The sequence below is a fragment of the Streptomyces sp. NPDC096048 genome, assembly GCF_044763415.1.
Lineage (GTDB): Bacteria > Actinomycetota > Actinomycetes > Streptomycetales > Streptomycetaceae > Streptomyces.
This window is the reverse complement of the sequence record NZ_JBIWGG010000003.1, coordinates 595726-620869: the sequence shown is the minus strand read 5'-3', so window position 1 is coordinate 620869 and position 25144 is coordinate 595726. Positions and strand designations below refer to the sequence as shown.

Below are 25144 nucleotides of genomic sequence, written 5' to 3'. Positions count from 1 at the left end.
CGGGGTAGCCGCGGGCCGCCCGGATCCACCCCGCACGCACCGGATCCACCCCGCCCGCCCGGATCGCCCGCCCGCCCGCACCGGCCGGCAGCCGCCTCAGAGCCACCCCTGCCGCCGGGCCTCGCGGAGCGCCTCCGTGCGGTTGCGGGTGGCGGTCTTGCCGATGGCCGCGGAGAGGTAGTTGCGGACCGTGGACTCGGAGAGGTGCAGGGCCGCGGCGATGTCGGCGACGGTCGCGCCGTCCGCGGACGCCCTGAGGACGTCGCACTCACGGGCGGTGAGCGGGCTGGGGCCCGCACTGAGCGCGGCGGCGGCGAGCGCGGGGTCGACGACCGTCTCGCCGTCCAGCACCCGGCGGATCGTGCCGGCCAGCTCCTCCACGGGACCGTCCTTCACCAGGAAACCGGCGGCGCCCGCCTCCATGGCCCGCCGGAGGTACCCGGGGCGGCCGAACGTGGTCAGGATCAGCACCCGGCACCCGGGCGCCCGCTCACGCAGCTCGGCGGCGGCGTCCAGGCCGCTCCGGCCCGGCAGCTCGATGTCCAGGAGGGCGACGTCCGGGCGGTGCGCGAGCGCGGCGCCGACGATCTCGTCCCCGGCCGCCACCTGCGCCACCACCTCGATGTCGTCCTCCATCCCGAGCAGCAGCGCGAGCGCCCCGCGCATCATGCCCTGGTCCTCGGCGAGGAGGACACGGATGGGACGGGCGCGGGGAGTCTCGTCGGTCACGGGGGTCAGATTAGGGGCCGAACGCGGGCACGCCCGCTATGCCGACGCCCCCACCACTCCCACCGGCGCGGCCCCCTGCGCCGCCACCGGCAGTTCCGCCGTCACCGCGAAGCCGCCCCGGGCCGCCGCACCCGCGCTCAGTGAGCCCCCGGCCGAGGCCAGGCGTTCCGTCAGGCCGGTCAGGCCCGTGCCCGGCCCCGGGGCGGGGCCGTCGCCGCCCGTGCCGTTGTCCGTGACCGTCAGCCGGACCCGTTCCGTGCCGCCCGACACCGCGATCTCGCAGCGGCTCGCCCCGCTGTGCCGCACGACGTTGGTGACCGCCTCCCGCACCACCCACCCCAGCAGCGCCTCGGTCTGCGGCGGCAGCGGCGGGCCGGAGCGGCGCACCACCGGCTCCACGTCCGCCGCGGTCAGCGCCGAGCGGGCCCGGTCCAGCTCGGTGCCGAGGCTGTCCTCGCGGTAGCCCGTGACCGCCTCGCGGACCTCGGTCAGCGCCTGGCGGCCGACCGACTCGATGTCGGTGATCTGGGTCAGCGTCGCGTCCAGGTCGCGGGGGGCCAGCCGCCGGGCCGCCTCCGACTTGACCACGATCACCGACAGCGTGTGCCCGAGCAGATCGTGCAGGTCGCGGGAGAAGCGCAGCCGCTCCTCCGCCACCGCGCGGGTGGCCAGTTCCTCACGGGCGGCGCGCAGTTGCCGTACGGCGTCGGACAGGCTGAGGATCGCGGCCGTCACCATCGTCGACAGGAAGGTCCCGTAGGCGATGTTGAGGCCGTTCCAGCCGTCCTTGAAGCCGGCCACGGCACCCGCCAGCGCCGCCAGCGACCAGCCCCACCGGCCCAGCCACCGGCCGCGCAGCGCCGCCCCCGCGGCCAGCCCGAGCAGCGGGAAGAACAGCAGCCAGTTGCCCCCGTACGCCAGCGACAGACCGCACGTCACCAGGGCCATGACGGCGAGCGCCGCCCGCGTGGAGGGCGACTGGCGCCGCTCCTCGTCGAAGGAGCGCATGGCCACGTAGATGTAGAGCGAGTTGAAGACGAGCAGGCCGAGCCCGCCGATCCAGGGGTTGGAGGTGCGGCCCTGGAAGATGTTCGCGAGGCTGCCCAGACCCATCAGCAGCCAGGGCAGGAGCGTGAAGCCGGTGGGCGGCGGCCCGATCCGTTCCGGTCGCTCGCCGGCCTCGGACGGTGCGGACCGCCGTGCCAGTCGCCACGCGTCCAGGCGGCACGAGATCCCGCGCAGCCGCCCTCGTGTCCGGGTCATGGCCGTCGGCCCCTTTCCGCTTCCGCTTCCGCTTCCGCTTCCGCTTTCGTTTCTCGTCTCTCGTTTCCCGGCCGTCTCACTCAGTCGTTTCCCGCGCCGCGTCGGTAGGACAGGACGGCGTACGCCCCGAACGCCAGCAGCCACGCCGCCAGTACGAGAATCGCACCCGGGGGCGGCGCGTGCCCCGTGGCGACCGACGTGCCCAGCTCCGCGAAGCGGTTGGTCGGGGTGTACGCCGAGACCGCGCGCAGCCACTCAGGGAACAGCGCGAGCGGGAACCACAGGCCGCCGAGGACCGCCAGGCCCAGGTTGGCCACCATGTTGGCCACGCCGGTGGTCTGACCGGTCAGCCGGTAGCCGTTGCCCAGGCCGAGCAGGGTGAAGGGGATCGATCCCAGCCAGAGCAGCAGCGCCAGCGCCGCCCACTGCCAGGCGTCCAGCCGTACGCCGTTGACCAGGCCGCCCGCGGCGAGTACGGCCGCGATGGCGGGAAGCACGGTGACCGACGCGGTCAGGGCGCGGCCCACCACCACCTGGTGCGGGGGCATCGGGGTCACCCTCAGCTGCCGCAGCCAGCCGATCGCCCGGTCCTCGGCGACGCCGCCGCCGGTGTTGAGGGCCGAGCCGACCGCGCCGTAGGCGGCCATGCCGACCATCGCGCCGGTCTTCCAGCCGCCCGAGTCACCGTCCCCGAGGTTGGTGAAGAGCAGGTACATGAGGACGGGCATGGCGACACCGCCCACGACGAAGCCGGGGTCGCGCAGCGTACGGCGCGTCTCCAGCCGCAGATAGTCCCTCATCGCACGGTCTCCCTCGCCGCGGTCGTCGCCACCGTCGTCAGCGCCAGGAACGCGTCGTCCAGGGACGCCGGGACCACCTCCAGGCCGCGTACCGCGCCGAGTTCCGCGAGGGCGACGACGGTCGCGTCGGAGTCCTCGGTACGCAGCAGCGCGCGGTCCCCCCGCACCTCCAGCGCGCGCACGCCGGGCAGCAGCGTCAGGTTTCCGGTGGACCGGCCGGCCAGGTCGAAGGAGACGCGGGCGCCCCCCGCCGCCCGGCGCAGTTCGTCGCCCGTGCCGTCCGCGACGATCCGTCCCCGGTCGACGACCAGGATCCGGTCGGCGTGCGCGTCGGCCTCCTCCAGATAGTGGGTCGAGAAGAGGACCGTGCTGCCGCGCCGGGCGTACGCCCGCATCGACTTCCAGAAGGTGTGCCGGGCCTCCACGTCCAGGGCCGCCGTGGGTTCGTCCAGGACGAGCAGGTCCGGGTTGCCGGCCAGCGCGACCGCGAACCGTACGCGCTGGGTCTGTCCGCCGGACAGCCGGTCCACGCGCCGCCCGGCCAGCCCGGCGAGGCCGGCCAGCTCCAGGGCCCGCTCGACGGGCATCGGCGCCGGATAACGTCCGGCCACGAAGGCGACCAGCTCGCCCACGGTGACCCGGGGGACCGCCCGTGCCTCCTGGAGCATGGCCCCCACCCGGCCGGCGCGTACGGCCCGCCCGGGCGGCCCGCCGAACAGCTCCACGCTGCCCTCGTCGGGCGGGCACAGCCCGAGAAGCAGCGCGATCGCCGTCGACTTGCCCGCGCCGTTGCGTCCCAGCAGCGCGACCGTCTCGCCGCGCGCGATCTCCAGGTCCACGCCGTCGACGGCGCGGACGTCGCCGTACGCCTTGGCCGCTCCGGCGAGGCAGACGGCGGGAGCGGTGCGGGGTGCGGTCGTGGGCGCTGCGGTCCCGGTCGGTGCGGTCCCGGTCGGTGCGGTCGTGGTCGTGGGCGGTGCGTTCGGTGGCATACGGGCGACGCTACGGAGCGGGCGGGGACGGGCGGCAGATGCGGTTGTCCGGAGTTCGGCGGGACAAATGTCCTGGACGGGCGGCGTCCCGTACGGTCGTGGCTGTCCATGGTTTCGCACGGTTCCGGTACCGGGGGAAAGTCATGCCCATCGACGCAGCCGAGGCGCTCGCCGCCGCACCCCGCGTCCGCGAGATCGCCTGGGGCCACACGGACGTCCAGCTCTATCACCTCGGTATCGGCGCCGGTCCGCCCGCCACCGACCCCCGCGAGCCGCGCTACACCCCAAAGTCCCGGCTGCGCGTCCTGCCGAGCTTCGCGACGGTCGCGGGCGGCGGCCCCCCGGGTGTCATCGGCGGCCTGTCCATGCCCGGCATCGACGTCGACCTCGCCCACGTGCTGCACGGCGGACAGCATCTGCGCCTGCACCGGACCGTCCCGGCGCGGGGGCGGGCGAGCGCCGCCTCCCGCATCGTCGCCGTGTACGACAAGGGCACGGCGGCCGTCCTCGTCCTGCGCACCGAGGTCACCGACGCGGACGGGCCGCTGTGGACCGACGAGGCCGAGATCTTCGTACGCGGAGAGGGCGGGTGGGGCGGTGCGCGGGGACCGTCCGGGCGCCCGGCGCCGCCGCCCGCCGAGCCGCCCGACCACGTCGTCGAGCGCCCCTCACGCGAGGACCAGGCCCTGCTCTACCGGCTCTCCGGCGACTGGAACCCGCTCCACGCCGACCCGGAGTTCGCGGCGCGCGCCGGCTTCGACCGGCCCGTCCTGCACGGGCTGTGCACCTACGGCGGCACGCTCGAGTCGGTCGTCGACACGCTGCTGGACGGTGACGTGACCCGGGTGCGCGAGTACCGCACGCGGTTCGCCGGGGTCGTGTACCCGGGGGAGACGCTGCGGGTGCGCATGTGGCGGCCCGCGGTGGCGGACGGCGGGGGCTCGGCGCCGGACCGTGGCGGCTCGGTGGACGGTGGGGGCTCGGTGCCGGACCGCGGCGGCTCGGTGCGGGTGGCCGTGAGTGCCGTCGAGAGGGACGACGCCTCCGTCCTCGCCGACACCGTCGTCCGGTACGGATGACGACAACGGCCCCGTCCGTCGCGGTGACGAACGGGGCCGGAGCCGCTTGCCTGCTGCTTACTTCGTGTGCGTGTGCCTGTGCCTGCGCCTTGCCTCTCGACGTGCCGTCAGGCCGCCGATTCGGACTCCTCGGCCGGCTTGCGGTGGCGGCCCCGTGGAGTCGCCGCGCCGTCCTGAATGGAGACCGGTCCTCGGTGCCGGCCGTGGCCGGTGCCGGTCTCGCGAACGTCGGCACCGTCGGCCTGCATCGGCTGGGTCGTGCTGGCGTCGTTCATCGGAAGGAATTCACCCCGTCAACATGATCTTTCCTACAGCCGGGCGAGTGTAACCGGCACACCTCGGCCCGGATCCAGGCGGCCACGCCAACCGGCACTACTTCGTTACAAGCCGTGCCAGCGGGGCCTGTTGCAGGGGTACGGGGCGCCGCGGAGCGGGCGTCGGAGCATCCGTTTCGCCGGGTTCGCCGGGCTCGCCCGGAGCCGATTCCTCCGCATCCCGCGCGCCCTCCGCCCGCTCGCCGCCCGCGTCCCGTGCGCTCAGCCGCGCCACGCCGCACGGCAACCGCGGGGTGGAGCACGGCAGTCGCAGCTCCCCGTCCGCGGTCCACAGCCCCGCGCCCGTCAACCACCCCTCGGGGGCCGGAAAATGACGCACCCGCCGCTCGGCGGGCCGCCACACCCCGAGCCAGCTGCCGAACGCGCCGTCCACGCGCAGTGCCACCGCGCAGCGCTCCGGCGTCAGCGCCTGTCCGGGCTGGATCGCGAACGGCGTCACGACGCAGTCCGGCAGTCGCAGACACTCCGGGAAGCGCACCGGCAGCGTGCTGCCCAGCACCCCCCACCCGAGCCGTTCCCGCCCCGGCGAGGGCGCGTCCGAGCGGATCAGCACCAGCCCGCTGTCCGGATCGGCCAGCAGTATCCGGTCGTCGCTGTCCGCGGCGATCTGCAGCAGCGGCGACACCGCGCCGTCCCGCTCCAGATCCACCACGACCGCCTTGGTGCGGCCGCCGGTCTCCCGGTCCACGGCCAGTATCCGGCCCGTGTGGTCCAGCCAGGCCCCGCCCGAGCAGCGGCCGGGGATCTCGGCGACCCGCTCCGGCCCGCGGGCACCGCCCGCGACCTGCCACAGCACCGTCGCACGCGGGCCGGCGGCGAGGGCGTACGCCCGCTCACCGCCCGGGACCGGCGGCAGCAGCCGCAGCACGGTGGTGTCCTCGGGGCACTCGACCGCGCCGAGCGGCAGCTCTCCGGTGCCGGGCCCGGTCGGGTACAGCAGCGCGAAGACGTGCCGTCCGGCCGCGACGCGGTGGACCAGGACCCGCCCGTCGCCCATCGGCTGCACCTCGGTGCCGGGCTCCTCCGGCTGGTTGCCGGGCAGCGGCACCGTGTACGGCTCGGGGCCGTCCAGGGTCCAGCGCTCCGGGTACCAGGAGTCCCCGCTCAGGGCGAGTCGCGCGGCGTAGGCGCCCTCCGCGGTGATGGTGCAGCCCGCCCGCGGGGGGCCGCCGTTCCCGGGTTCCGCCGAAGGCTCGATCGCACAGGCTGTCATCGTTCGGTCACCTCCGGCGACGAAGCTAGTTTTCGTACGCACGGGCGGGGGACCGGCCGTCGTACCCATCACACGTACGTGTGGCACAGGAACGATTCGCCTGAGGGGAGGGCAGGATGTGTGCTGTGCCGGAGCGCGGCGGCGGCGGGGGCCCGCTGCGGGTACAACGGCACAGATCAGCCAGGTAGCCTTGCCTACGTGCCCCGTCTGTCAGAAGTCATCGCCGCGTTGGAGAACCTGTGGCCCGCCGAGCGGGCCGAGTCCTGGGACGCGGTCGGCACCGTCGTGGGCGAGCCCGACCAGGAGGTCTCCCGGGTCCTGTTCGCCGTCGACCCGGTCCAGGAGATCGTCGACGAGGCGGTGAAGCTGGGCGCCGACCTGCTCGTCACCCACCACCCGCTGTACCTGCGCGGGACGACGACGGTCGCGGCCTCCACCTTCAAGGGCCGCGTGGTGCACACGCTCATCAAGAACGACATCGCGCTGCACGTCGCCCACACCAACGCCGACACCGCCGACCCGGGCGTCTCCGACGCGCTGGCCGGCGCCCTCGGCCTCCGCGTCGTACGCCCCCTCGTGCCGGACCCGGGTGACCCCGAGGGCCGCCGGGGCCTGGGCCGGGTGTGCGAACCGGAGCATCCGCTGACCGTCCGCGAGCTGGCCGCCCGCGCCGCCGAGCGGCTGCCCGCCACCGCGCAGGGCATCCGCGTCGCCGGCGACCCGGAGGCGACCGTCCGCACGGTCGCCGTCAGCGGCGGCTCCGGCGACAGCCTCTTCGACCACGTACGGGCGGCCGGCGTCGACGCGTTCCTCACCGCGGACCTCCGCCACCACCCCGTTTCGGAGGCCCGCGCCCACAGTCCCCTCGCGCTGCTCGACGCGGCGCACTGGGCCACCGAGTGGCCCTGGTGCGAGCTGGGTGCCGCCCAGCTCGACGAGATCTCCGACCGGCATGGCTGGGACCTCAGGGTCCATGTCTCCAAGACGGTCACCGACCCCTGGACCGCCCACGCGGCGTCCGCCCCGACCTCCGACACAATGGGAGCCCCCAACTGAAAGCCGCGCCCGCCGACCAGATCCGACTCCTCGACGTCCAGGGCCTCGACGTGCGGCTCCAGCAGCTCGCGCACAAGCGCAGGTCCCTGCCCGAGCACGCCGAGATCGAGTCGCTGACCAAGGACCTCACCCAGCTGCGCGACCTGCTCGTGGCCGCGCAGACCGAGGACAGCGACTGCGCCCGCGAGCAGACCAAGGCCGAGCAGGACGTGGACCAGGTGCGCCAGCGCGCCACCCGCGACCAGCAGCGCCTGGACTCGGGCGCCGTCACCTCCCCGAAGGACCTGGAGAACCTCCAGCGCGAGATCGCCTCCCTCGCCAAGCGGCAGGGCGACCTCGAGGACGTCGTCCTGGAGGTGATGGAGCGCCGCGAGTCCGCGCAGGAGCGGGTCGCCGAGCTGACCGAGCGGGTCGGCGCGGTGCAGGGCAAGCTCGACGACGCCGCCGCGCGCCGTGACGCGGCCGTCGAGGAGCTGGACGCCGACGCGGCCTCGGTCACCAAGGAGCGCGAGGTCATCGCGGGCTCGGTCCCCGACGACCTGCTCAAGCTCTACGACAAGCTGCGCGAGCAGCAGGGCGGCGTCGGTGCGGCCAAGCTCTACCAGCGCAGCTGCCAGGGATGCCGCCAGGAGCTGGCGATCACCGAGCTGAGCGAGATCCGCTCGGCGGCGCCCGACACGGTCGTCCGCTGCGAGAACTGCCGCCGCATCCTGGTGCGTACGGCCGACTCCGGGCTGTAGGGCCGGTCCGGTGGCAGCTTCGGTGGCGGCTTCGGCGGCCGGTCCGGTGCGGGAGTTCGTCGTCGAGGCCGACGGCGGGTCGCGGGGCAACCCGGGGCCCGCGGGCTACGGGGCCGTGGTGCTGGACGCGGCTACGGGGGAGACCCTGGTCGAGGCCGCCGAGTATCTCGGGGTCGTCACGAACAACGTGGCCGAGTACCGGGGCCTGCTGGCCGGCCTGCACGCGGCGAAGGAGTTGGACCCGGACGCGACCGTCCACGTCCGCATGGACTCCAAGCTCGTCGTCGAGCAGATGTCGGGCCGCTGGAAGATCAAGCACCCCGGCATGAAGCCGCTGGCGGCCGAGGCGGCGCGCGTCTTCCCGCCGGGGCGGGTGACGTACGAGTGGATCCCCCGCGCGAGCAACAAGCACGCCGACCGCCTGGCCAACGAGGCGATGGACGCGGGGGCGCGCGGCGAGCGGTGGTCGCCGTCCCTGTCGACGGCGGAACTGGAAGCGCGCGACGCCCGGGCCGCGGCTGCCGCGGACGCGGAGCGAGGGGCCCCCGAGGCCGACGACGGTGCCGCCGTGGCCGAACGCATCGCTCAGTCGGCCCGGACGGACCCTGAGACCACCACCGGCCGTCGCCGCCACTCCGCCGGCTCTGACACTGACGCCGACGCCGACGCCGACGCCGCTGCGGCCGCCGCCGACGTACGGGCCGCGAAGAGCGTGGCGTCGCCACGGACGGACCACGGCCCCGGCACCACGGGTGCCCCGCGCCGCTCCGCCGCCACCGCGGCCGCCGGCACCGCCCCCGCCACCGGCACCGCCGCCGCCGCCGACGTACGGGCCGCGAAGAGCGTGGCCTCGCCCGGCTGGGGGCCGCCCGACATGGGCGCCCCCGCCACCTTCGTCCTCCTCCGGCACGGGGAGACATCCCTCACCCCGCAGAAGCGGTTCTCCGGGAGCGGCGGCAGTGACCCGTCCCTGTCGTCCGTCGGCCGGGAGCAGGCCGAGAAGGTCGCCGAGAGCCTCGCCCGGCGCGGCACGATCCAGGCGGTCGTCGCCTCGCCCCTGGCCCGCACCCGCGAGACCGCCGACATCGTCGCCGCCCGCCTGGGCCTGGAGGTGACGGTCGAGGAGGGTCTGCGGGAGACCGACTTCGGTGCCTGGGAGGGACTGACCTTCGGCGAGGCGCGCGAGCGGTACCCGGACGACCTGGACGCCTGGCTGTCCTCCCCGGACGCGGAGCCGACCGGCGGCGGCGAGAGCTTCGCGGCGACCGGCGCGCGGGTCGCCGCGACCCGCGACAAGCTGGCCTCGGCCTACGCGGGCCGCACGGTGCTGCTGGTCTCCCACGTGACGCCGATCAAGACGTTCGTACGGCTGGCCCTGGGCGCCCCGCCCGAGTCGCTGTTCCGCATGGAACTGTCGGCGGCGTCGCTGTCGGCGGTGGCGTACTACGCGGACGGCGGCGCCAGCGTCCGGCTGTTCAACGACACGTCCCACCTGCGCTGAGCCCCGCCGCCTCGCGGGCCAGCGCCTCCACACGCCCCCAGTCGCGGTCGGCCACCGCGTCCTTCGGGAGCATCCAACTGCCCCCGACACAGCCCACGTTGGGCAGCGCCAGGTACTCCGGCGCCGAGCCCGGCGTGATGCCGCCGGTCGGGCAGAAGCGGGCCTGCGGCAGCGGAGCGGCGAGGGCCTTGAGGTAGGCGGTGCCGCCCGCGGCCTCGGCCGGGAAGAACTTCATCTCCCGCACCCCGCGCTCCAGCAGCGCCACCACCTCCGAGGTGGTCGACACCCCCGGCAGGAACGGCACCCCGGACGCCCGCATCGCCTCCAGCAGCGCGTCCGTCCACCCGGGGCTCACCAGGAACCGCGCCCCGGCCGCCACGACGTCTCCCACCTGCCCCGGCGCGATGACCGTGCCCGCGCCCACCACCGCCCCCGGCACCTCACCGGCGATCGCGCGGATCGCGTCGAGGGCGACCGGCGTCCGCAGCGTCACCTCGATCGCGGGCAGCCCACCGGCGACGAGCGCCCGGGCGAGCGGCACGGCGTCCGCGAGGTCGTCGACGACCACGACGGGCACGACAGGGGCGAGGTCCAGGACCGAGGCGGCGGGGGAGGACGGCAGCGGTGAGCTCATGCCTTCATCGTGCCGCCGCGGAGCAGTCTGTGCAATGACCGTTGCGGTACGTGCAACGAATGCTTCGATCCGCTCAGTGGATGTCCGCCACCAGCACGTCCAGCGACCACGGCTTCCCCGCCTTCGCGGGCGCCTCGGCCTCCACCTCGTACCCGAGGTCCCGCAGCGCCTCCACCAGCTCCGCGGGCCCCGCGGGCGCGGTCCCGGACGCCAGCAGACTCCGTACGATCCGCCCCTTGGTCGCCTTGTTGAAGTGGCTGACCACCTTGCGGGTCGGCGCGTGCAGCACCCGCACGGTCGCCGTCCGCCCGGCGACCTCCCCCTTCGGCTTCCACGCCGCCGCGTACGCCGACGAACGCAGGTCCAGCACCAGCCGGCCCCCGGCCGCCTCGGGCAGCACCTCGGCCATCGGCGCCCGCCAGTACGCGCCAAGGGCCCCGAGTCCGGGGAGCTTCACGCCCATCGAGCACCGGTAGGAGGGAATCCGGTCGGTCACCCGCACCGCGCCCCACAGCCCCGAGAACACCAGCAGCGAACGGGCGGCCCGCTTCCTGGCGGCTGGGTCCAGCGAGGCCAGGTCCAGGGCGTCGTACAGCACACCGGTGTAGATCTCCCCGGCCGGACGCGCCCCCGCCGTCCGCAGCTCGGTGTTCTTGGCGACCTCGCCGCGCAGCCCCTCGCTCAGCCCGAGCACCTCGCGCGCCTTCTCCTCGTCACCGGCGCACAGCTCGACCAGCTCGTCGAGCACGGTCTCCCGGGCCGCGGTCAGCCCCGGCAGGGACAGCGACTCCGGCTTCAGCGGGGCGCCGCGACCGGACGCGGCCTTCCCCTCCGACGGGGGCAGCAGGACAAGCACACGCACTCCTTCACTCCGAGCTCCCAAGCTCCCGGGGCTCCTGGTCAGGGTACGGCGTGCCCCTCCCGCGCCCGCTCGACGGCCCGTACGAGACCGCCGGGGTCGTCGGCGTGGCAGCGCACGACGTGCACCTCGTGCCGCCGCCCGAAGAAGGTGACGTGGGCGACGGGCTCGGCGAGACGGACCGTCACGGAGGTCCGGGCCCCGACGGCGAGATCGAGTTCACCGTCCACCCGCTCGTGCGTGGTCCGCAGCTCGCGGTGCACGGAGGCGATCCGCTCCAGCGGTATCCGTAGGTCGACGTGCACGGCCCGGCGTATCCGCAGCGTGCCGCCGCCCGGATCCAGGACGTGCGGACGGACCACGGACGCGGCGTGCAGCCCGATGACGAAGACGATGGTGTACACGTCCAGCACCAGCACCACGTGGTGCGCGGTGGGCCAGTCCCACAGCAGCACGGACATCATCACGGACTCGATCACGCACACGAACCCGAAGCCGAACATCATCGCGCCCTGCCCCCGCGAGTACCCGAAGACGGAGCCGCCGGCCGACGCCCCGTGGGTCCGCCGTGCCGCCCACAGCCACACACTGGCCAGCAGCCGCAGCTCGTGCCGCATCATGAGGGACGGAACAGCGGCGAGGTGGGAGACCTTCGTGCGGCGCGGGCTCCTCATGACCGCCGCCTCCTCGACGCGATCTCCATGGCCTGCCGGATCGCCTCCGCCTGTCCGGGCGCGAAATCGGCGTACAGGGCGCCCAGGAAACCACCGCCGGAGTCCGGTACCCCGTCCTCCGCCTCGGGCAGCAGTTCCACCGGCAGGCAGTCGGCGAGCACCCGGGCCGCCTCCGCCACGCGCGGATCGTCGACGCCGGCGTCCGCCAGCTCGTCGAGCAGCGCATAGGCGGCGTGGGCCCGCGCCATCGCCTCCGGCGAACCCAGCGCGCCACGCAGCGTGGCCAGCAGCTCCTTGCGGTCCTCCGGCGCCATCGTGCTCTCCAGGAGCGCCAGCATCTCCCGGTCCCGAAGGGCCATCGGCGAGTCGGAGACGTCCCCCATCCCGGCGAACAACTCGGCCAGCTCCGGCGAGACCGGCCCCTCGGCCGGCAGTCCGCCCTCCGCCTCCAGCAGCGCCCGCAGCCGCACCCGGCGCTCCCGGATCGCAGCCTCCTGCCGCGCGAGATCCGCGTCCAGTTCCTCCAGCACCTCGGTCAGGTCCTTCCCGGCCTCGTCCGCGAGCACGTCCCGCACCTCCGCCAGCCCGAGCCCCAGCTCGGTCAGCCGCCGGATCCGCGCCAGCACGACGACGTGCCGCAGGGCGTACGTCCGATAGCCGTTGGCCAGCCGCTCCGGTTCGGGCAGCAGGCCCTGATGGTGGTAGTGCCGCACGGTCCGCGTGGTGACGCCGACGACGTCGGCGAGTTCTCCGATCCGCATGGCCTCAGTAGAAACGTTGACGCTGCGGCAGGGTCAAGCGCGAGGAGCCCGGCTTCCGGACAGCGACGCTGCTCCTGTGCCACGATCGAGGGAGCGGTTCCCGATCTCTCGGACAGGTGATCAGCCGATGCCCCAGTCTGGCGAGCGACCGAAGGAGGGGCGTGACATGACTGCCATGGCCCACGAACCGATCACGCAGGACCTCTTGCTGGAGTGGTTTCTCGCCCTGGACACCCCGGAGGGGTTCCGGGCGGAGCTGATCGAAGGGGAGATCGTCGTGACACCGCCGCCGGACGGGGACCATGAGGATTACATCGAGCTGATCGTGGACCAGATGTACCGGCGTTCCGTGACCCGCATGCAGTTCTCCGGCAACAAGGGCCTCAAGCTGAAGAACGCCGACGGCCTGTTGGCGGACCATGTGATCCCCGACGGCACCTTTGCGCCCAAGAGGTCCAGGCTCTATCGCGGAGCCGAGCCCTGGATGCTTTGTAACGGTGTCTCACTGGTGCTGGAGGTGACCTCCAGCAAGCCCAAGGCCGACCGTCAGGCCAAACGCCGTGCGTACGCGCGCGGCGCCATTCCGTTCTACCTGCTCGTCGATCGTCAGGAATCGTCGATCACGCTGTTCAGCGATCCGGGTCATGACGACTACCGACAGCACTGCACTGTCGCCTTCGGAAAACCGCTCACCCTCCCCGCCCCCTTCTCTTTCGACCTGGACACCAGCGACTTCCTCTGATCCCGTTGGGGCAGGGGGTGGGACGCGGTGGACGCACGCGGCGAACAGGCACGCTGGACCAGGGCCCGGCTGGGAACGGACGGCCCACCCCTCGACCTCCTGACCGCCCGCTTCGACCGCCACGTCTACGCCCCGCACGCCCACGACGAGTTCACGGTCGGGGTCACGGTCGGCGGCCTGGAGGTCATCGCCTACCGGGGCGGGCACATCCACTCCGGGCCGGGCTCCATCGTCGTCCTCGAACCGGGCGAGATGCACACCGGCGGCCCGGCCGCCCCCGACGGCTACTCGTACCGCGCCCTGTACGCGGCCCCGTCCCTCCTCGCCGACGGAACTCGCGCCGTGACCCTCCCGCACTTCCGCGAACCCGTCCTCGACGACCCGGAACTCGCCGCGGCCCTGCGCGCCGCGCACACGGACCTGACCCGCTGCCCCGACCCACTGGAGGCCGAGTCCCGCCTTCCCTGGCTGCTCACGGCGCTGGCCCGCCGCCACTCCACGGCCCGCGCGGCCGACGACACCGTCCCCGGCGCCGACCGCATCGCCCGCGTCGTCCGCGACCGCCTCGCCGACGAACTCCTCGCCCCGCCGTCCCTGGCGGACCTCGCCACGGACCTCGGCCTGTCCCGCTACCAGCTCCTGCGCGCCTTCCGTACGACGACGGGGATACCCCCGTACGCCTGGCTCGCCCAGCACCGGGTGGCCAGGGCGCGCGGGCTCCTGGACGCGGGCCTGCGCCCCGCCGAGGTGGCGGCGCTGGTGGGCTTCGCCGACCAGGCGCACCTGACCCGCTGGTTCCGCAGGGTCCTCGGCGTGACCCCGGCGGCCTACCGCAACAGCGTTCAAGACGGCGCCGCCTGACCCGGCCGAGACTCGCCGCATGACTGCACGCGGCTGGTTTCTGTTCTCCCTGATGGGAGTGGTCTGGGGCGTCCCCTACCTGATGATCAAAGTGGCGGTGGACGACGTGTCCCCGTCCGGAGTGGTGTTCACACGCTGTGCGCTGGGCGCGCTGCTCCTGCTCCCCTTCGCGCTGCGCCAACCGGGCCTGGTCCGGAACGTATGCACGCACTGGAAGGCGATGCTGGCGTTCGCGGTCATCGAGATCATCGGCCCCTGGTACACCCTGACCGACGCCGAACGTCACCTCTCCAGCTCCACGGCGGGCCTGCTGATCGCGGGCGTACCGATCGTCGGCGTCCTGCTGTCCCGCTTCTTCGGCGCCGCGGAGTCGCTGGGCACCCGCCGCGTCACGGGCCTGGCCCTCGGTCTCGGCGGCGTCGGCGTCCTCACCGTGCCCCACCTGACCGGCGGCGACGCCCTCTCCCTGGCGGAGGTGTCGGTCACGGTCATCGGCTACGCCACGGCCCCCCTGATCGCCGCCCGCCACCTCAAGGGCGTCCCGACGCTGCACCTCATCACGCCCTGCCTGGTCCTGGCCGCCGTCGTCTACGCGCCGGCGGCCGTCGCGACCCGCCCGGCGGCCCTGCCCCCGGCCGACATCCTCGCCGCCCTCGCCGGCCTCGGTGTCGTCTGCACCGCGGTGGCCTTCGTGGCCTTCCTGGAACTGATCAAGGAGGCCGGCCCGATCCGTGCGTCGGTGATCACCTACGTCAACCCGGCGATCGCGGTCGCGGCCGGTGTCCTCTTCCTGGACGAACCCCTGACCGCGACCGTCCTGGCCGCCTTCGCCCTGATTCTCACCGGCTCGGTCCTGGCCACGGCCACCACGTCGAAGCCGCGCTCACGCCGGGTACCATGGTCGACACGGCAGACGAGCCGGGCGGGCGGCCGCGTGGAGTCCCTCACGGGACTTCCCGAGGAACGTCCGGGCTCCACAGGGCAGGGTGATGGCTAACGGCCACCCGGGGTGACCCGCGGGACAGTGCCACAGAAAGCAGACCGCCGGAGACTTCGGTCTCAGGTAAGGGTGAAACGGTGGTGTAAGAGACCACCAGTGCCCAGGGTGACCTGGGCAGCTAGGTAAACCCCACCCGGAGCAAGGTCAAGAGGGGACGCCTTCTCGAAAGAGAGGGTGTCCCTGCGCGGACGTTCGAGGGCTGCCCGCCCGAGTCCGCGGGTAGACCGCACGAGGCCGGCGGCAACGCCGGCCCTAGATGGATGGCCGTCGCCGGCGGGCCCGCGAGGACCCGCCGGAACAGAACCCGGCGTACAGCCCGACTCGTCTGCCGCCAGTACCGTGACCTGTTTTTGCGCCTGGTCGGCGCTCTTTCGCGGGCCTGGGCGTTCCCCGTCAGCCGATAGTGAATCTGACGGCCTCGCGCAGTGTCGCCGCAGCACCGTCCAGGTCGGCCATTCGAGCTGCGAGCGTTGCCTCGGCCAGACGCGGCGGAAGGGCCGCGTTGAACTTGAGCCCGGCCAGTGCGCGGGGGTCTACCTCCGGAAGGCGCAGGTGGTCGACGGCGTCCGCAGCCGCCTGTTTCCAGTCCTGTGGCGTGATGTCCTCGCGCAGTCGGACGTATGTGTCCGTCGGGCGCTGCAGCGGGTCGGCGATAGTGGACAGGGAGGCGGCCAGAGTGGCGTTGGCCCGATAGCCCGCCCAGGTCCACCACCGGACGTTCGTGTCCCGGCCGCCCCGCACGATGACAGTGCCGTCGTGGTGCACGACCTCGGCGCCCTCGTCACGCACGCGAGCGAGGGCGCCTTCCGCGCGGCGAGTGAGTCTGACCGCCGGAGTGGCTCCCAGCAGAACCTCACGTGCCGCCCGGACCAGCTCGTACGAGGTGGTACGGGCCAGGCCGACGCCGCCCCAGCGGGCCCGCCCGCCGCCCTCCACCGGCTCGACGAAGCAGCGGCGGCGCGACCAGTCGATGTACGTCACCTGCCAGCTGCGCCCGGCGAGCAGCAGTCGGCGCGGGCCGACGACCTCCTCGGTGAGCAGCGCGGGGTCCGTCGTACCGATCTCGGTGCGGCCGGACAGTACCGTGAACTCAGGGGCGGCGGTGAAGACCGCGGTGAGATCCATGAAGTGCCGGTAGCCGAAGCGCTTCTCGGCCTCGGGGCCGATGAACAACAGGTTGCCGTCCCGGTCCAGGAAGCCCTCCTCGATAAGGTGGCGCACGATCGGCTCGGCTGAGGGCCCGAAGGGGCCGAGTCCTCCCCACCATTCCGGCCAGAGCCGGTCGCCGACACGGTGTTCCTGGAGGCAGAGCGCCAGCACTTGCTGCGCGGCGATGTGCCGTGGTTCCGGGGGAGCGGTGACCGGCTCCACCCAACCGCGTGACCAGAGCAGCAGGAGCGCCGCCGCAGTGAGGAGGCCGCCGTCGTCAGTGGCCAGGAACAGGCAGTTGCGGCGGGAACCGGACCGCCGGCCGGTGCGACCGAGGCGTTGGAGGAACGAGGCCACCGTGCTGGGTGCGTCGATCTGGACGACCCGGTCGAGGTCGCCGACGTCGATGCCCAGTTCCAGGGTGCTGGTGGAGACGATCACGCAGTCCCGAGCCTCTGCGAAGGCCTCCTCCGCCCGCCGCCGCTCGTCCGCGGACAGCGACGCGTGGGACAGGAAGGTGGTCACGCCCTTCGCACGCAGTGCGGCGCCGAGTTCCTCGACTTCCTTGCGTGATTCACAGAAGACCAGCCGCTTCTCGCCCCGGTGCAGTGCCGTGATCACCGTCGCGGCGTTGGCCAGGGAACCGACGTAGTCGAGCTGGACATCGCCGGGAGGCGGGAGTTCTGGTGCCTTCTCCCTCAGGTGCGGGGCGACGACCCGCGCCGCGCGCTGTCCGGCCCTCGCTCCCTGCAACCACGTGAGCAGTTCATCCGGGTTCCCCACGGTCGCGGACAGCCCGACACGCTGCACGGGACGTCCGGCCACCCGCTCCAACCGTTCCAGCACGGCCAGCAGGTGCCACCCCCGGTCGTCGCCCGCGAACGCGTGCACCTCGTCGACGACGATCGTCCGCAGCCCGGAGAAAAAAGCACGATGATCGACATTCGTGCTGACCAGCATGGCCTCCAGCGATTCGGGAGTGGTCAGCAGCACATCCGGTCGTTCGCGCAGAACGCGTTTGCGGCGGGAATGTGTGACGTCGCCGTGCCACAGCGCGGCCGTGCGCCCGAGCCAGGAGGTGTACGTCTCCAGCCGGGGCAGGAGATTGTTGAGCAGCGCCTTCAGCGGACACACGTAGAGGACCGAGGTACCGTCCCATTTCTCCCGGGCCATCCGCGACAGCAGCGGGAAGCAGGCGGCCTCGGTCTTCCCGCCTGCGGTGGGCGCGATCAGCACGGCGTCCGTGCCGTTCGTCAGGGGGGTGATCGCCTCTTCCTGGAGGGGACGCAGGCCGGGCCAGCCCAGGGTGTTCACGACGTGGTGGACCAGCCCCGAGTGAAGAAGGTCCATCGGTTCCGGTGCCACGTCGCTCACGGAAGGTCCAGTTCGATGTCGTCGGCGTCGCCGGCAGCCACGGCGTTGCGCTCGACCTCGGTCAGCTCCGAGGTGTTCACCGTGAGCGCGTAATGTCTGCGCGGATCGAAGTCCTCGAACTGGTCGACACGGTCGAGGACGTCGCCGACGAGCTTCTTGAGGAAGAGACGGGGCGCGACGCCTACCTTGCCCCCCAGTGCCCCGCCGACGGCTGTGGCCAGGTCGGCGACGTACGCGTTGTCCGCCACTTCCTTGACGCGCTCGGCGGCGGACGATCCGGACGCGTACAGGTCCCGGATGGTCAGACCGAGGGCGACGAGCGAGTCCTGGGTGAAGCCGTCCAGCCTGAGCTGGACGGCACGCAGGTTGTCGAAGCGGGGGTCGGTGGTGAAGTCCGTGGCCAGTCGCTGGGCCAGCGGGGCCAGCCGCTGCACGCCCTGTCGGCCGTCGTAGAACGCGGGTGTGCCCGTGATCAGCAGGTAGAGACCGGGGAAGCGCCCGGAGTGCACCTCGTCGATGAGCTGCCGCAGTGCGTTCAGCGCCTTGTCGCGGGCGTCGGAGCGGACCCGTTGCAGGGTCTCGACCTCGTCCAGGACGACGAGCAGCCCCGAATGCCCCGAGTCGCGCAGGACGGTGAGCAATCCCTGCAGAAAGCCGAGAGCACCGAAGTGATCGAGGTCGCCACGTACCCCGGCGCTTTTGCGGGCGGCGGCGGCCACGTGCGGCTGCCCACCCAGCCAGGCCATGACGGCCGAGGCGGTGGCCTCGTCGCCCGCCTCGATCGCGGCACGGTAACCCCGCAGGGCCGCTGAGAACGACGGGGCGTGCCGGGACACCTCCGTGAGCCGGGCTGTCATCAGCTGTTCGACCCTGCCGGGCAGTTCGTGCTCGCCGGCTCCGGCGGCAAGCGCGTCCTCTTCAAGGGCGTAGAACCACGCGTCCACGACCGGCCGGAGCGCGCTCGGCGGGAATCCGGGCGTGGCCAGCCGCTCGGTGAGGCGACGGTAGACGGTCTCGAGTCTGTGCAGCGGGGTCTCGGTTTCCGAGATCTGGATCTCGGCGACGGCGAAGTTGCGCCGTTTGGCACGTTCGCCGAGCCACCGTGCGAAGAACGTCTTGCCCGACCCGTACTCACCGCGCACGGCCTTGAAAACCGAGGCCCCCGACCTGACGGCATCGAGTTCCGCGTCGAGCGCGGTTCCGAAGCGGTCCAGGCCGGTCGCCAGCAGGTCCAGTCCGCTTTCCGGAACGGCTCCTCGGCGCAGGGCGTCGATCACGCCGCGACGCCGGGCAGCACTTACGGACCCGCTTCCACCAGGGCTGTCTATCCTCACCCGGACAGTCTCCCATTCGACCCGGATGTCTGGATGCAGTCCGTGAAGGGGGTGGAACGGAACCGGAGCCCCTGGGTGACCGGGCCCGTGGACAGCCGCCCAGAATGTCCTTCAACTGCCTTGACTCTCCGCAACTCCGTTGATGCAATTGTAGGTTCACCGCCGGTGACCGGTGGTGACCCACCGCTCAGGTACGACACGGGAAGACACGGCGTGGCACTCGACAGTCTGAAACTCAGCGACGCGCTCGCGGACGTCGCGTCCGGCGCGCTACAGCTCCCGGACTTCCAACGTGAATGGAAGTGGGACGACGAGCGGATCCGGGCCCTCATCGCGACTGTGACGCTCGACTATCCGCTGGGCGTGGTGATGGCACTGCAGACCAACGGCACATCACCGTTCCGCACCCGGACGCTCAAAGGCGCCGAGGATGCGCAGGCCAGGGTGCCGGACCTCCTGCTGCTCGACGGGCAGCAGCGTCTGACGTCCCTGTTCCAGGCGCTGCATCGGGACCGCCCCGTCGAGACGGTGGACGCCCGCGGTAAGGAACTGAGGCGCTGGTACTACATCGACATCGCCAAGGCCATCGGATCGCCGGCCGACCGTGACGACGCCATCGTGTCCGTGCCCGAGGACCGGATCCTGAAGACCGGCTTCAACCGCAGGGACACCATTGACCTGACGACCGACGAGGGAGAGTGCATCGCCGGGTACTTCCCGCTCCACTACGTGTTCGACACCCAGCGTGTCAACGCCTGGCACCAGGAGTTCGTCAAGGTCGACGTCACTAACTGGGGGCTCTGGGGACAGTTCCAGCAGTTCGTGCTCAGCCGTATGCAGTCGTTCCAAGTGCCGATGATCAAGCTCGGGGCCTCGACGACCATGGACGCGGTATGCGCCGTGTTCGAGCGGGTGAACACCGGCGGTGTGCCGCTCAACGTCTTCGAACTGCTGACGGCGACCTACGCGGGCAACCAGGAGTACGTGGCCCGGCACGGCGACTACTTCAAACTCCCCGATGTCTGGCTGGACATCAAGAAGGGCCTGACCGCGTCGCACCCCGTGTTCGGACGCATGGAGGCCGGCGTCGAGGACGGGCTCAGCAGCAGTGACTTCCTCCAGGCGGTGGCGCTCGTCCGCACCTGGGAGCGCAAGCGGCAGGAGCCGCGCGCCGCGGTCTCCTGCAAGCGCCGTGACTTGCTGGAACTGCCGCTCGCCGACTTCAGCCAGCTCGCTCCGCGCGTGGCGGAGGCCTTCGAGTGGGTGGGGACTTTCCTGGAGCGGCAGTGCATCGTGCGGGCTGCCGACCTGCCCTATCGCACCCAGCTCGTACCGCTGGCCGCCGTGCGGACCATTCTGGGCGAGAGAACCGACACCGAGGCGGCCGACGAACTGCTCACCCAGTGGTTCTGGTGCGGTGTGCTCGGCGAGATGTACGGCGGTTCGACGGAGAGCCGCTTCACCCGCGACGTGGAACAACTCGTCGAGCGTCTGCGGGGCAACTCCGAGGTGGTCCCCGACACGATCGCCGAGGCGGCCTTCCTGGACGACCGGCTGGACACCCTGAGCACACGCAACAGCGCCGCCTACAAGGGTATCTACGCCCTTCTGGTCAAGCAGGGTGCCGTGGACTGGTACTTCACCGAGGCGCCCCTGAACGCGGCGCGACTGGCCGAGTACAGCGTGGACGTTCGTCAGATCTTCCCCAAGTCGTGGATCGACAAGAACCACAAGGCCTACAGCAACAGGGCCAACTCGATCATCAACAAGACACCTCTGTCGCTCCGGGCCAGCAAGAGCATGACCGGATCGCCCGCCGGCTACCTCAAGACGCTCGCGCTGGAGTCGGGCATGCGTCCCGAGTGGTTCGACGATGTGATCGGCACACACCTCATCGACCCGGGCGCGCTGCACGCGGGCGATTTCGAGCAGTTCTACGTGGGCAGGTCCAAGCAACTACTGGAGCTGGTCATGTCAGCCATGGGCAAGCGCACCGTGTTCCGCGACACGAAGGCCGGGTGACGCGGCCGTGCTCCGAAACCCCTCCGATGACGAACTGCTCGCGCTCAAGGGCCTCCGTATACCTCTCGTCGAGCTCCTGACCTGTTTCGACACCCGGTTCCGCAACGACCAGGCGATCCTGGTCATCGAGCAGAGGCTGAAGGACGTCGGTCTCGCGACCCTGCCGTACTTCGCCACCTGCGGCAGCCAGTCCGAGATCCACATCGTCGCCCAGGAATCCGCGGCGCCGGAGCAGCAGGACACGGCCGACGAGGAGCAAGAGGACGAGGCGGGACTGCTGCCCGGCGCGCTGCCCGCGCAGCCCTTCCGGGTCGGAGACCTGCCGTGTGCCCACGCCGGGGTCGACTCGGTCACCCCTGCCTCGGACCTCACCGAGGCGACGTACATCATGCACACGAAGAACTACTCCCAGGTCCCGGTCCTGGAGGACCGGTACACGGTGGCCGGCGTGGTCACCTGGCGCTCGGTGGCCAAGATGTACGCCACCGGTGCGGAGGCGGCGCTGTCCAACGCGATCGTGGAGGACCCGCCGGTCGCCCACGCCCACGACGACTTCTTCGCCATGCTCGCCAACGTGTGTGAGCACGGCTACGTGCTGGTCAGGGCTCATAACGGGCGCATCAGCGGCATCGTCACGGCCGCGGACATCACCCAGCGCTTCGACGCGACGGCGTGGCCGTTCTTCGTCATCGGCGAGATCGAGTTCCGGCTGCGTAAATGCCTTGGTGCGAGGCTCGGCGAGGAAGCCATCCGCGCGGTCCAGCACAACGACAGGAAGACGGGGAAGATCGCCGATCTCATGTTCGGCCAGTACGTGATGCTGCTCGACGGCGATCAGCGCAACAAGCAGGGACACCGCAAAGAGGCCCTGTGCGCGGCGGCCGACCAGAACTGGCAGACCCTGGGTTGGCCGGGGGTGAACCGAGTTCAGTTCGTGCACCAGCTCGACCGGGTGCGCGTCATCCGTAATCAGATCGCGCACTTCGACCCCGAGCCGCTGTCGGCTCAGCGGAGTCAGGACCTGCGTCAGTTCGCGGGTCTGCTGCGCCAGCTCACTTGACGGGCGGCGATGCCTGCCCCGGAATCCCGGGGCAGGCATCACTCCCCCTCAACTCAACTCGAACTGGTCCCGCAGCAGTCCGGTGTGCAACCGGAGGGTCCGGCCGTCCGGCAGGGTCTCCAGCACCTGGACACCGTCGTGATTGAGCAGTTGCCGCAGCACGGCGGCGAAACCGTCGGCCGGCCGACTCGCGGGAAGTCCGACGCGTTGGGCCAGAGCGGTCATCGGCAGGGTGCCGCCCGAGTCCAGCAGAGCGTGTACGGCCTGCTCCACCCGCGCGAGGTCCGGTTTGCGGGCCAGCAGCTGCACCTGAGCCGTGAAGACCTCCGACTTCAGGAGAGCTTCGACCAGGGCATCCACCGGCGACACAAGCGCTGCGGAGAGCAGCGCACCGTCCTCGGACGCCGAGGGAACCAGCGCCACGTCGAACAGCGCCTCGTGGCTCCCGGCGAGTGCCGTCTCGCTCCTGATCTTTTTGGGCGCCGCCTTCTTCGGTACCGGTGCCGAAGGCGGCGTCCGTGAAGGCTGTTCCTCGCCGTGGGTCAGCGACCACCAGGTCGGCTGGGGATTACCCAGTTCCCGCCAGCCGCTCGGCGGCTTCGCTCCGAAGGGCAGGAAGGCCATCACCGGTATGGCGAACTCGGCCAGTGCGACACCGCCGTGGTAGCCGGCCTTGCGGGATGTGTACCGGGAGTCGGCATCCCAGAGGGCGACGATCCGGCTGTCCGGTTCCGGGTCGAGGACCCGAGGGCCCGTCAGCACGATTTCCTGCTCCGCGAGGGGCCCGCCGGGGGCACGATGCCGGGCGGAGCGTACGCCGTCGGCGTCGACGCGCGCCGACCGCCGGTCGACGACGTGGCCGTGGTCGCTGGTGATGATCACTGCTCGGCCCTGGTCGGCTGCGGCTCGAAGCAGCGCACGCAGCCCCCCTATGTCGGACAGCCGCCAGGCACCGTCGCCGATCTTCTGCTCGGAGGCCAGCCGGTCGTCCACGGTGTTGAGGACCACCGCCACATGCGCGCGGTCGCCCACGAGCGCGTCGCGCAGTTCGGGCCCGAACGGCTGGCCACTGCTCTCGGCGCGCAGATCATCCTTGTGGAAGACCGCGACATCCTCCCCGCCCCAGAAGCGGTGAGCGGGGAACAGCTTCTTCTCGTCGGCCTGCGTGCCCTTCATCAGCCGGGCTGCGAACAGCGAGGTCCGCGACACGGCCGTGACGGTGGGGAGCGCGGCTGCCATCGCCCGGCGCCGAGGGGTGCCCTTCGCCCGGGGCAGCGGATCGTACTCGGCCCAGTGGTCGCGCAGTTGGTCGCCGAGCTCGGCGGCGATGGCGGCGCTCATACCGTCCAGTACGAGGAGCAGCACTCTGCGCTCTCCGGCCTTCACCACCGGCGCGACGACCTCGGGGAGGAACGTCTCGACGGCCAACATTCCGCCGGGACCACGGTCGGTGGCCGCCCGTGCGGCGAGCATCTGGGCGAAGTGTCGGTCGATCTCACGCCGACGCTCGCGTGCGGAGGCGCACAGAGTGTCGTACGCGGACCGGAGTGCGGGGTCGGGGTCGCCTCCGGACTCGATGTGCTCCAGCGCCAGGTCCACCCAGCCCGTCTCGGTGACGTGACGGGCGACGGCGTCGGCCACGGAGGCGGTTTCCACCGCGGGATCGGTCGCGAGCCAACGGGTCAGCCGCTGCGCCATGCGCACCCGACCGATACGGACGCCGTGATCGGGGTCCCGGGCGAGCCGGTGCTCGCCGAGGGCCTTCACCGCGGGGACGATCCGCTCGGGGGCACCGTGGGACAGCGCCTCACCGGCAGTGGTGAAGCGCGCTTCGAGCCCGGCAGCGAGCACGGGGCTCGTTCCCGCGGCCCGTTCTGCCCCGAATTGACGTGCGAGGGTGGCGGCCCGGTCGAGTACGTAGCCGGTCAGCCGCCGGGCCTCCGCCGCGGTTTCGTCGCTGTCCGCGCGCCCCGTCTGCAGCAGGGCGGAGACGAACTCCTCACAGGAGCGTCCGAAGGCCGCCGCGAGCGCGTCCAGGTGCTGCCCTTCGGCGGGCGGCTCCTCTCCGAACCACCGCTCGGCCCGCCCCCGGGCCCGATAGTCCTCGGCGTCCGCCGTTGTGTCGGCATGCCCCCACAGCGCCGCGCAGACCAGCCCGAACGCGACGGCGTCCGGTCCGTGCTCCGCCGTGACGAGGGCGAGCAGGGCCTGCCCCGCGCGCCCGGCCTGCTCTTCCTCGCCGAGGAACCGCACGAGCCCGGCACGCTCGGGAGCTCTCAGCGCCAGGAGCCGTTCGGGACCGCCAGGGGCGAGGGACCACCGCAGCAGAGTGTGAATGTCCAGCTCGTCACCACCGCCTCCCGCCGAGGAGCGGGAGGATTCCGCGTCCGGGTCGTAGCGGCCGATACCCAGCCTGCGCAGAGCGAGAGCGGTCAGCGCCTCGCGCCGTGACAGCACGCCGCCCGCCAGCTTCGGCCAACCGCCGTGCGGCGGAGCGGCGTCCAGCAGCGCCTCGGCGGCCCAGTTCTCCTCGAACAGCCGGTGATCGGGAGCGCTCGCACCGAACGCCTCCCGTACGACGTCCCAGGTGTCGACGGCGTTGACCCGCTGCCGGTGCACCTTGGCCAGCAGGTCCGGCCCGAGCTCCGCCTCCTCGCGGTCGGTGAGTACCACCAGCACGTCGGGCCCGGTGGCCGACGGCTTCTGGTGCGCGAGGATCAGCTCGTACACGCCTAGAGGAGAGGGCGCCACCGCGATCCGGGCGCGTCGCTGCTCACCCCACGACAGTTCGTCGGGGCCGTCCCAGGAGGGCTCGGCGCGCAGCAGCACGGCCCTGCGCTTGTCCGGCTTGAGACCGGGCTCCGAACCCAGGTACTGAGTGATGGTCGCGGTGTTGAGCCGCACCGCGCTGGTGGTGGCCATGGCCGCCGTACTCACTGCTCCCACGCCCTCTTCGCTCGCCGCCG

At 72.2% G+C, this 25144-nt stretch carries 21 protein-coding genes, 1 other RNA gene and 1 pseudogene; 10 read left to right on the top strand and 13 right to left on the bottom strand.

Features of this window, described 5'->3' with window-relative positions; genetic code table 11:
* Nucleotides 1–96: 96 nt before the first annotated feature.
* From ACIQ6R_RS10725 to ACIQ6R_RS10710, 4 genes are all read right to left on the bottom strand, one after another.
* Nucleotides 97–729, bottom strand: coding sequence for a response regulator (locus ACIQ6R_RS10725; RefSeq protein WP_404174783.1), 633 nt, complete (start codon nucleotides 727–729; stop codon nucleotides 97–99).
* Between the two features lie 36 nt (nucleotides 730–765).
* Nucleotides 766–1992: a sensor histidine kinase gene (locus ACIQ6R_RS10720; RefSeq protein ID WP_404220217.1), complete on the bottom strand. Its 1227-nt coding sequence runs from the start codon at nucleotides 1990–1992 to the stop codon at nucleotides 766–768.
* An 80-nt stretch (nucleotides 1993–2072) separates the two neighbouring features.
* Nucleotides 2073–2792 carry an ABC transporter permease gene (locus tag ACIQ6R_RS10715; RefSeq protein WP_404220215.1) on the bottom strand — a complete coding sequence of 240 codons (720 nt, stop codon included), beginning with the start codon at nucleotides 2790–2792 and terminating at the stop codon, nucleotides 2073–2075.
* Nucleotides 2789–3784: an ABC transporter ATP-binding protein gene (locus ACIQ6R_RS10710; protein WP_404220213.1), complete on the bottom strand. Its 996-nt coding sequence runs from the start codon at nucleotides 3782–3784 to the stop codon at nucleotides 2789–2791. The genes ACIQ6R_RS10715 and ACIQ6R_RS10710 overlap by 4 nt, the downstream gene beginning before the upstream one ends.
* Before the next feature lie 143 nt (nucleotides 3785–3927).
* Here ACIQ6R_RS10710 and ACIQ6R_RS10705 point away from each other — a divergent pair, with 143 nt between their 5' ends.
* The gene (locus tag ACIQ6R_RS10705) at nucleotides 3928–4863 is read left to right on the top strand and encodes a MaoC/PaaZ C-terminal domain-containing protein (RefSeq protein WP_404220211.1); all 936 of its coding nucleotides are present in this window, start codon (nucleotides 3928–3930) and stop codon (nucleotides 4861–4863) included.
* A 107-nt stretch (nucleotides 4864–4970) separates the two neighbouring features.
* Here the strand turns inward: ACIQ6R_RS10705 and ACIQ6R_RS10700 are convergent, their stop codons facing one another.
* Together ACIQ6R_RS10700 and ACIQ6R_RS10695 are read right to left on the bottom strand one after the other, a co-directional pair.
* On the bottom strand, nucleotides 4971–5138 hold the full coding sequence (locus ACIQ6R_RS10700) for a hypothetical protein (protein ID WP_404174768.1): 168 nt from the start codon (nucleotides 5136–5138) through the stop codon (nucleotides 4971–4973).
* A gap of 97 nt (nucleotides 5139–5235) precedes the next feature.
* On the bottom strand, nucleotides 5236–6411 hold the full coding sequence (locus ACIQ6R_RS10695; protein ID WP_404220209.1) for a hypothetical protein: 1176 nt from the start codon (nucleotides 6409–6411) through the stop codon (nucleotides 5236–5238).
* Between the two features lie 198 nt (nucleotides 6412–6609).
* Between ACIQ6R_RS10695 and ACIQ6R_RS10690 the strand changes: the two genes are divergently transcribed.
* The 3 genes from ACIQ6R_RS10690 to ACIQ6R_RS10680 are packed head-to-tail and all read left to right on the top strand — an operon-like array spanning nucleotide 6610 to nucleotide 9708.
* Nucleotides 6610–7467 carry a Nif3-like dinuclear metal center hexameric protein gene (locus ACIQ6R_RS10690; RefSeq protein WP_404174763.1) on the top strand — a complete coding sequence of 286 codons (858 nt, stop codon included), beginning with the start codon at nucleotides 6610–6612 and terminating at the stop codon, nucleotides 7465–7467.
* Nucleotides 7464–8207, top strand: a complete 744-nt coding sequence (locus ACIQ6R_RS10685; protein ID WP_404175219.1) for a zinc ribbon domain-containing protein — start codon at nucleotides 7464–7466, stop codon at nucleotides 8205–8207. Before ACIQ6R_RS10690 ends, ACIQ6R_RS10685 begins: the two co-directional genes overlap by 4 nt.
* A 46-nt stretch (nucleotides 8208–8253) precedes the next feature.
* Nucleotides 8254–9708 carry a bifunctional RNase H/acid phosphatase gene (locus ACIQ6R_RS10680; RefSeq protein ID WP_404220322.1) on the top strand — a complete coding sequence of 485 codons (1455 nt, stop codon included), beginning with the start codon at nucleotides 8254–8256 and terminating at the stop codon, nucleotides 9706–9708.
* Here ACIQ6R_RS10680 and eda read toward each other — a convergent pair.
* The 4 genes from eda to ACIQ6R_RS10660 all read right to left on the bottom strand — a co-directional run bounded on the left by eda (nucleotide 9683) and on the right by ACIQ6R_RS10660 (nucleotide 12636).
* Nucleotides 9683–10342, bottom strand: coding sequence for a bifunctional 4-hydroxy-2-oxoglutarate aldolase/2-dehydro-3-deoxy-phosphogluconate aldolase (gene eda, locus ACIQ6R_RS10675; protein ID WP_404220207.1), 660 nt, complete (start codon nucleotides 10340–10342; stop codon nucleotides 9683–9685). The genes ACIQ6R_RS10680 and eda overlap by 26 nt on opposite strands.
* Before the next feature lie 73 nt (nucleotides 10343–10415).
* Nucleotides 10416–11198: a peroxide stress protein YaaA gene (gene yaaA, locus ACIQ6R_RS10670; RefSeq protein ID WP_404220205.1), complete on the bottom strand. Its 783-nt coding sequence runs from the start codon at nucleotides 11196–11198 to the stop codon at nucleotides 10416–10418.
* Nucleotides 11199–11242: 44 nt separating this feature from the next.
* Complete coding sequence (locus ACIQ6R_RS10665) at nucleotides 11243–11875, bottom strand: hypothetical protein (protein ID WP_404220203.1); 633 nt, start codon at nucleotides 11873–11875, stop codon at nucleotides 11243–11245.
* A complete protein-coding gene (locus ACIQ6R_RS10660) occupies nucleotides 11872–12636 on the bottom strand; it encodes a MerR family transcriptional regulator (protein ID WP_404220201.1) in 765 nt (254 codons plus the stop codon). Before ACIQ6R_RS10660 ends, ACIQ6R_RS10665 begins: the two co-directional genes overlap by 4 nt.
* A gap of 175 nt (nucleotides 12637–12811) precedes the next feature.
* Between ACIQ6R_RS10660 and ACIQ6R_RS10655 the strand changes: the two genes are divergently transcribed.
* The 4 genes and pseudogenes from ACIQ6R_RS10655 (at nucleotide 12812) to rnpB (ending at nucleotide 15567) form a co-directional block, all read left to right on the top strand.
* On the top strand, nucleotides 12812–13378 hold the full coding sequence (locus ACIQ6R_RS10655; RefSeq protein ID WP_404175213.1) for a Uma2 family endonuclease: 567 nt from the start codon (nucleotides 12812–12814) through the stop codon (nucleotides 13376–13378).
* Between the two features lie 27 nt (nucleotides 13379–13405).
* Nucleotides 13406–14239, top strand: coding sequence for an AraC family transcriptional regulator (locus ACIQ6R_RS10650; RefSeq protein WP_404220199.1), 834 nt, complete (start codon nucleotides 13406–13408; stop codon nucleotides 14237–14239).
* Between the two features lie 19 nt (nucleotides 14240–14258).
* Nucleotides 14259–15086: pseudogene (locus ACIQ6R_RS10645) on the top strand (DMT family transporter); the annotation flags it as partial.
* 67 nt (nucleotides 15087–15153) lie between these two features.
* Nucleotides 15154–15567, top strand: an RNA gene (gene rnpB, locus ACIQ6R_RS10640) — RNase P RNA component class A.
* Nucleotides 15568–15632: 65 nt separating this feature from the next.
* Here rnpB and ACIQ6R_RS10635 read toward each other — a convergent pair.
* Nucleotides 15633–17738, bottom strand: coding sequence for a DEAD/DEAH box helicase (locus ACIQ6R_RS10635; protein ID WP_404220320.1), 2106 nt, complete (start codon nucleotides 17736–17738; stop codon nucleotides 15633–15635).
* Between the two features lie 20 nt (nucleotides 17739–17758).
* Entirely contained in the window at nucleotides 17759–19096 is a 1338-nt protein-coding gene (gene brxD, locus ACIQ6R_RS10630) for a BREX system ATP-binding protein BrxD (protein ID WP_404220197.1), read from the bottom strand.
* A gap of 213 nt (nucleotides 19097–19309) precedes the next feature.
* Between brxD and ACIQ6R_RS10625 the strand changes: the two genes are divergently transcribed.
* The gene (locus tag ACIQ6R_RS10625; protein WP_404220195.1) at nucleotides 19310–21118 is read left to right on the top strand and encodes a DUF262 domain-containing protein; all 1809 of its coding nucleotides are present in this window, start codon (nucleotides 19310–19312) and stop codon (nucleotides 21116–21118) included.
* A gap of 7 nt (nucleotides 21119–21125) precedes the next feature.
* Complete coding sequence (locus tag ACIQ6R_RS10620; RefSeq protein ID WP_404220193.1) at nucleotides 21126–22178, top strand: CBS domain-containing protein; 1053 nt, start codon at nucleotides 21126–21128, stop codon at nucleotides 22176–22178.
* Between the two features lie 48 nt (nucleotides 22179–22226).
* Here the strand turns inward: ACIQ6R_RS10620 and pglZ are convergent, their stop codons facing one another.
* Entirely contained in the window at nucleotides 22227–25100 is a 2874-nt protein-coding gene (gene pglZ, locus ACIQ6R_RS10615; RefSeq protein ID WP_404220191.1) for a BREX-2 system phosphatase PglZ, read from the bottom strand.
* Nucleotides 25101–25144: the final 44 nt, after the last annotated feature.

What these genes read in the sequence shown, in the direction of transcription:
- ACIQ6R_RS10660 (WP_404220201.1), bottom strand. Translation starts at nt 12,636, where the DNA reads ATGCGGATCGGAGAACTCGCCGACGTCGTCGGCGTCACCACGCGGACC.
- ACIQ6R_RS10700 (WP_404174768.1), bottom strand. Translation starts at nt 5,138, where the DNA reads ATGAACGACGCCAGCACGACCCAGCCGATGCAGGCCGACGGTGCCGAC.
- ACIQ6R_RS10705 (WP_404220211.1), top strand. Translation starts at nt 3,928, where the DNA reads ATGCCCATCGACGCAGCCGAGGCGCTCGCCGCCGCACCCCGCGTCCGC.
- ACIQ6R_RS10715 (WP_404220215.1), bottom strand. Translation starts at nt 2,792, where the DNA reads ATGAGGGACTATCTGCGGCTGGAGACGCGCCGTACGCTGCGCGACCCC.
- eda (WP_404220207.1), bottom strand. Translation starts at nt 10,342, where the DNA reads ATGAGCTCACCGCTGCCGTCCTCCCCCGCCGCCTCGGTCCTGGACCTC.
- pglZ (WP_404220191.1), bottom strand. Translation starts at nt 25,100, where the DNA reads ATGGCCACCACCAGCGCGGTGCGGCTCAACACCGCGACCATCACTCAG.
- ACIQ6R_RS10710 (WP_404220213.1), bottom strand. Translation starts at nt 3,784, where the DNA reads ATGCCACCGAACGCACCGCCCACGACCACGACCGCACCGACCGGGACC.
- ACIQ6R_RS10655 (WP_404175213.1), top strand. Translation starts at nt 12,812, where the DNA reads ATGGCCCACGAACCGATCACGCAGGACCTCTTGCTGGAGTGGTTTCTC.
- ACIQ6R_RS10695 (WP_404220209.1), bottom strand. Translation starts at nt 6,411, where the DNA reads ATGACAGCCTGTGCGATCGAGCCTTCGGCGGAACCCGGGAACGGCGGC.
- ACIQ6R_RS10665 (WP_404220203.1), bottom strand. Translation starts at nt 11,875, where the DNA reads ATGAGGAGCCCGCGCCGCACGAAGGTCTCCCACCTCGCCGCTGTTCCG.
- ACIQ6R_RS10720 (WP_404220217.1), bottom strand. Translation starts at nt 1,992, where the DNA reads ATGACCCGGACACGAGGGCGGCTGCGCGGGATCTCGTGCCGCCTGGAC.
- ACIQ6R_RS10635 (WP_404220320.1), bottom strand. Translation starts at nt 17,738, where the DNA reads ATGGACCTTCTTCACTCGGGGCTGGTCCACCACGTCGTGAACACCCTG.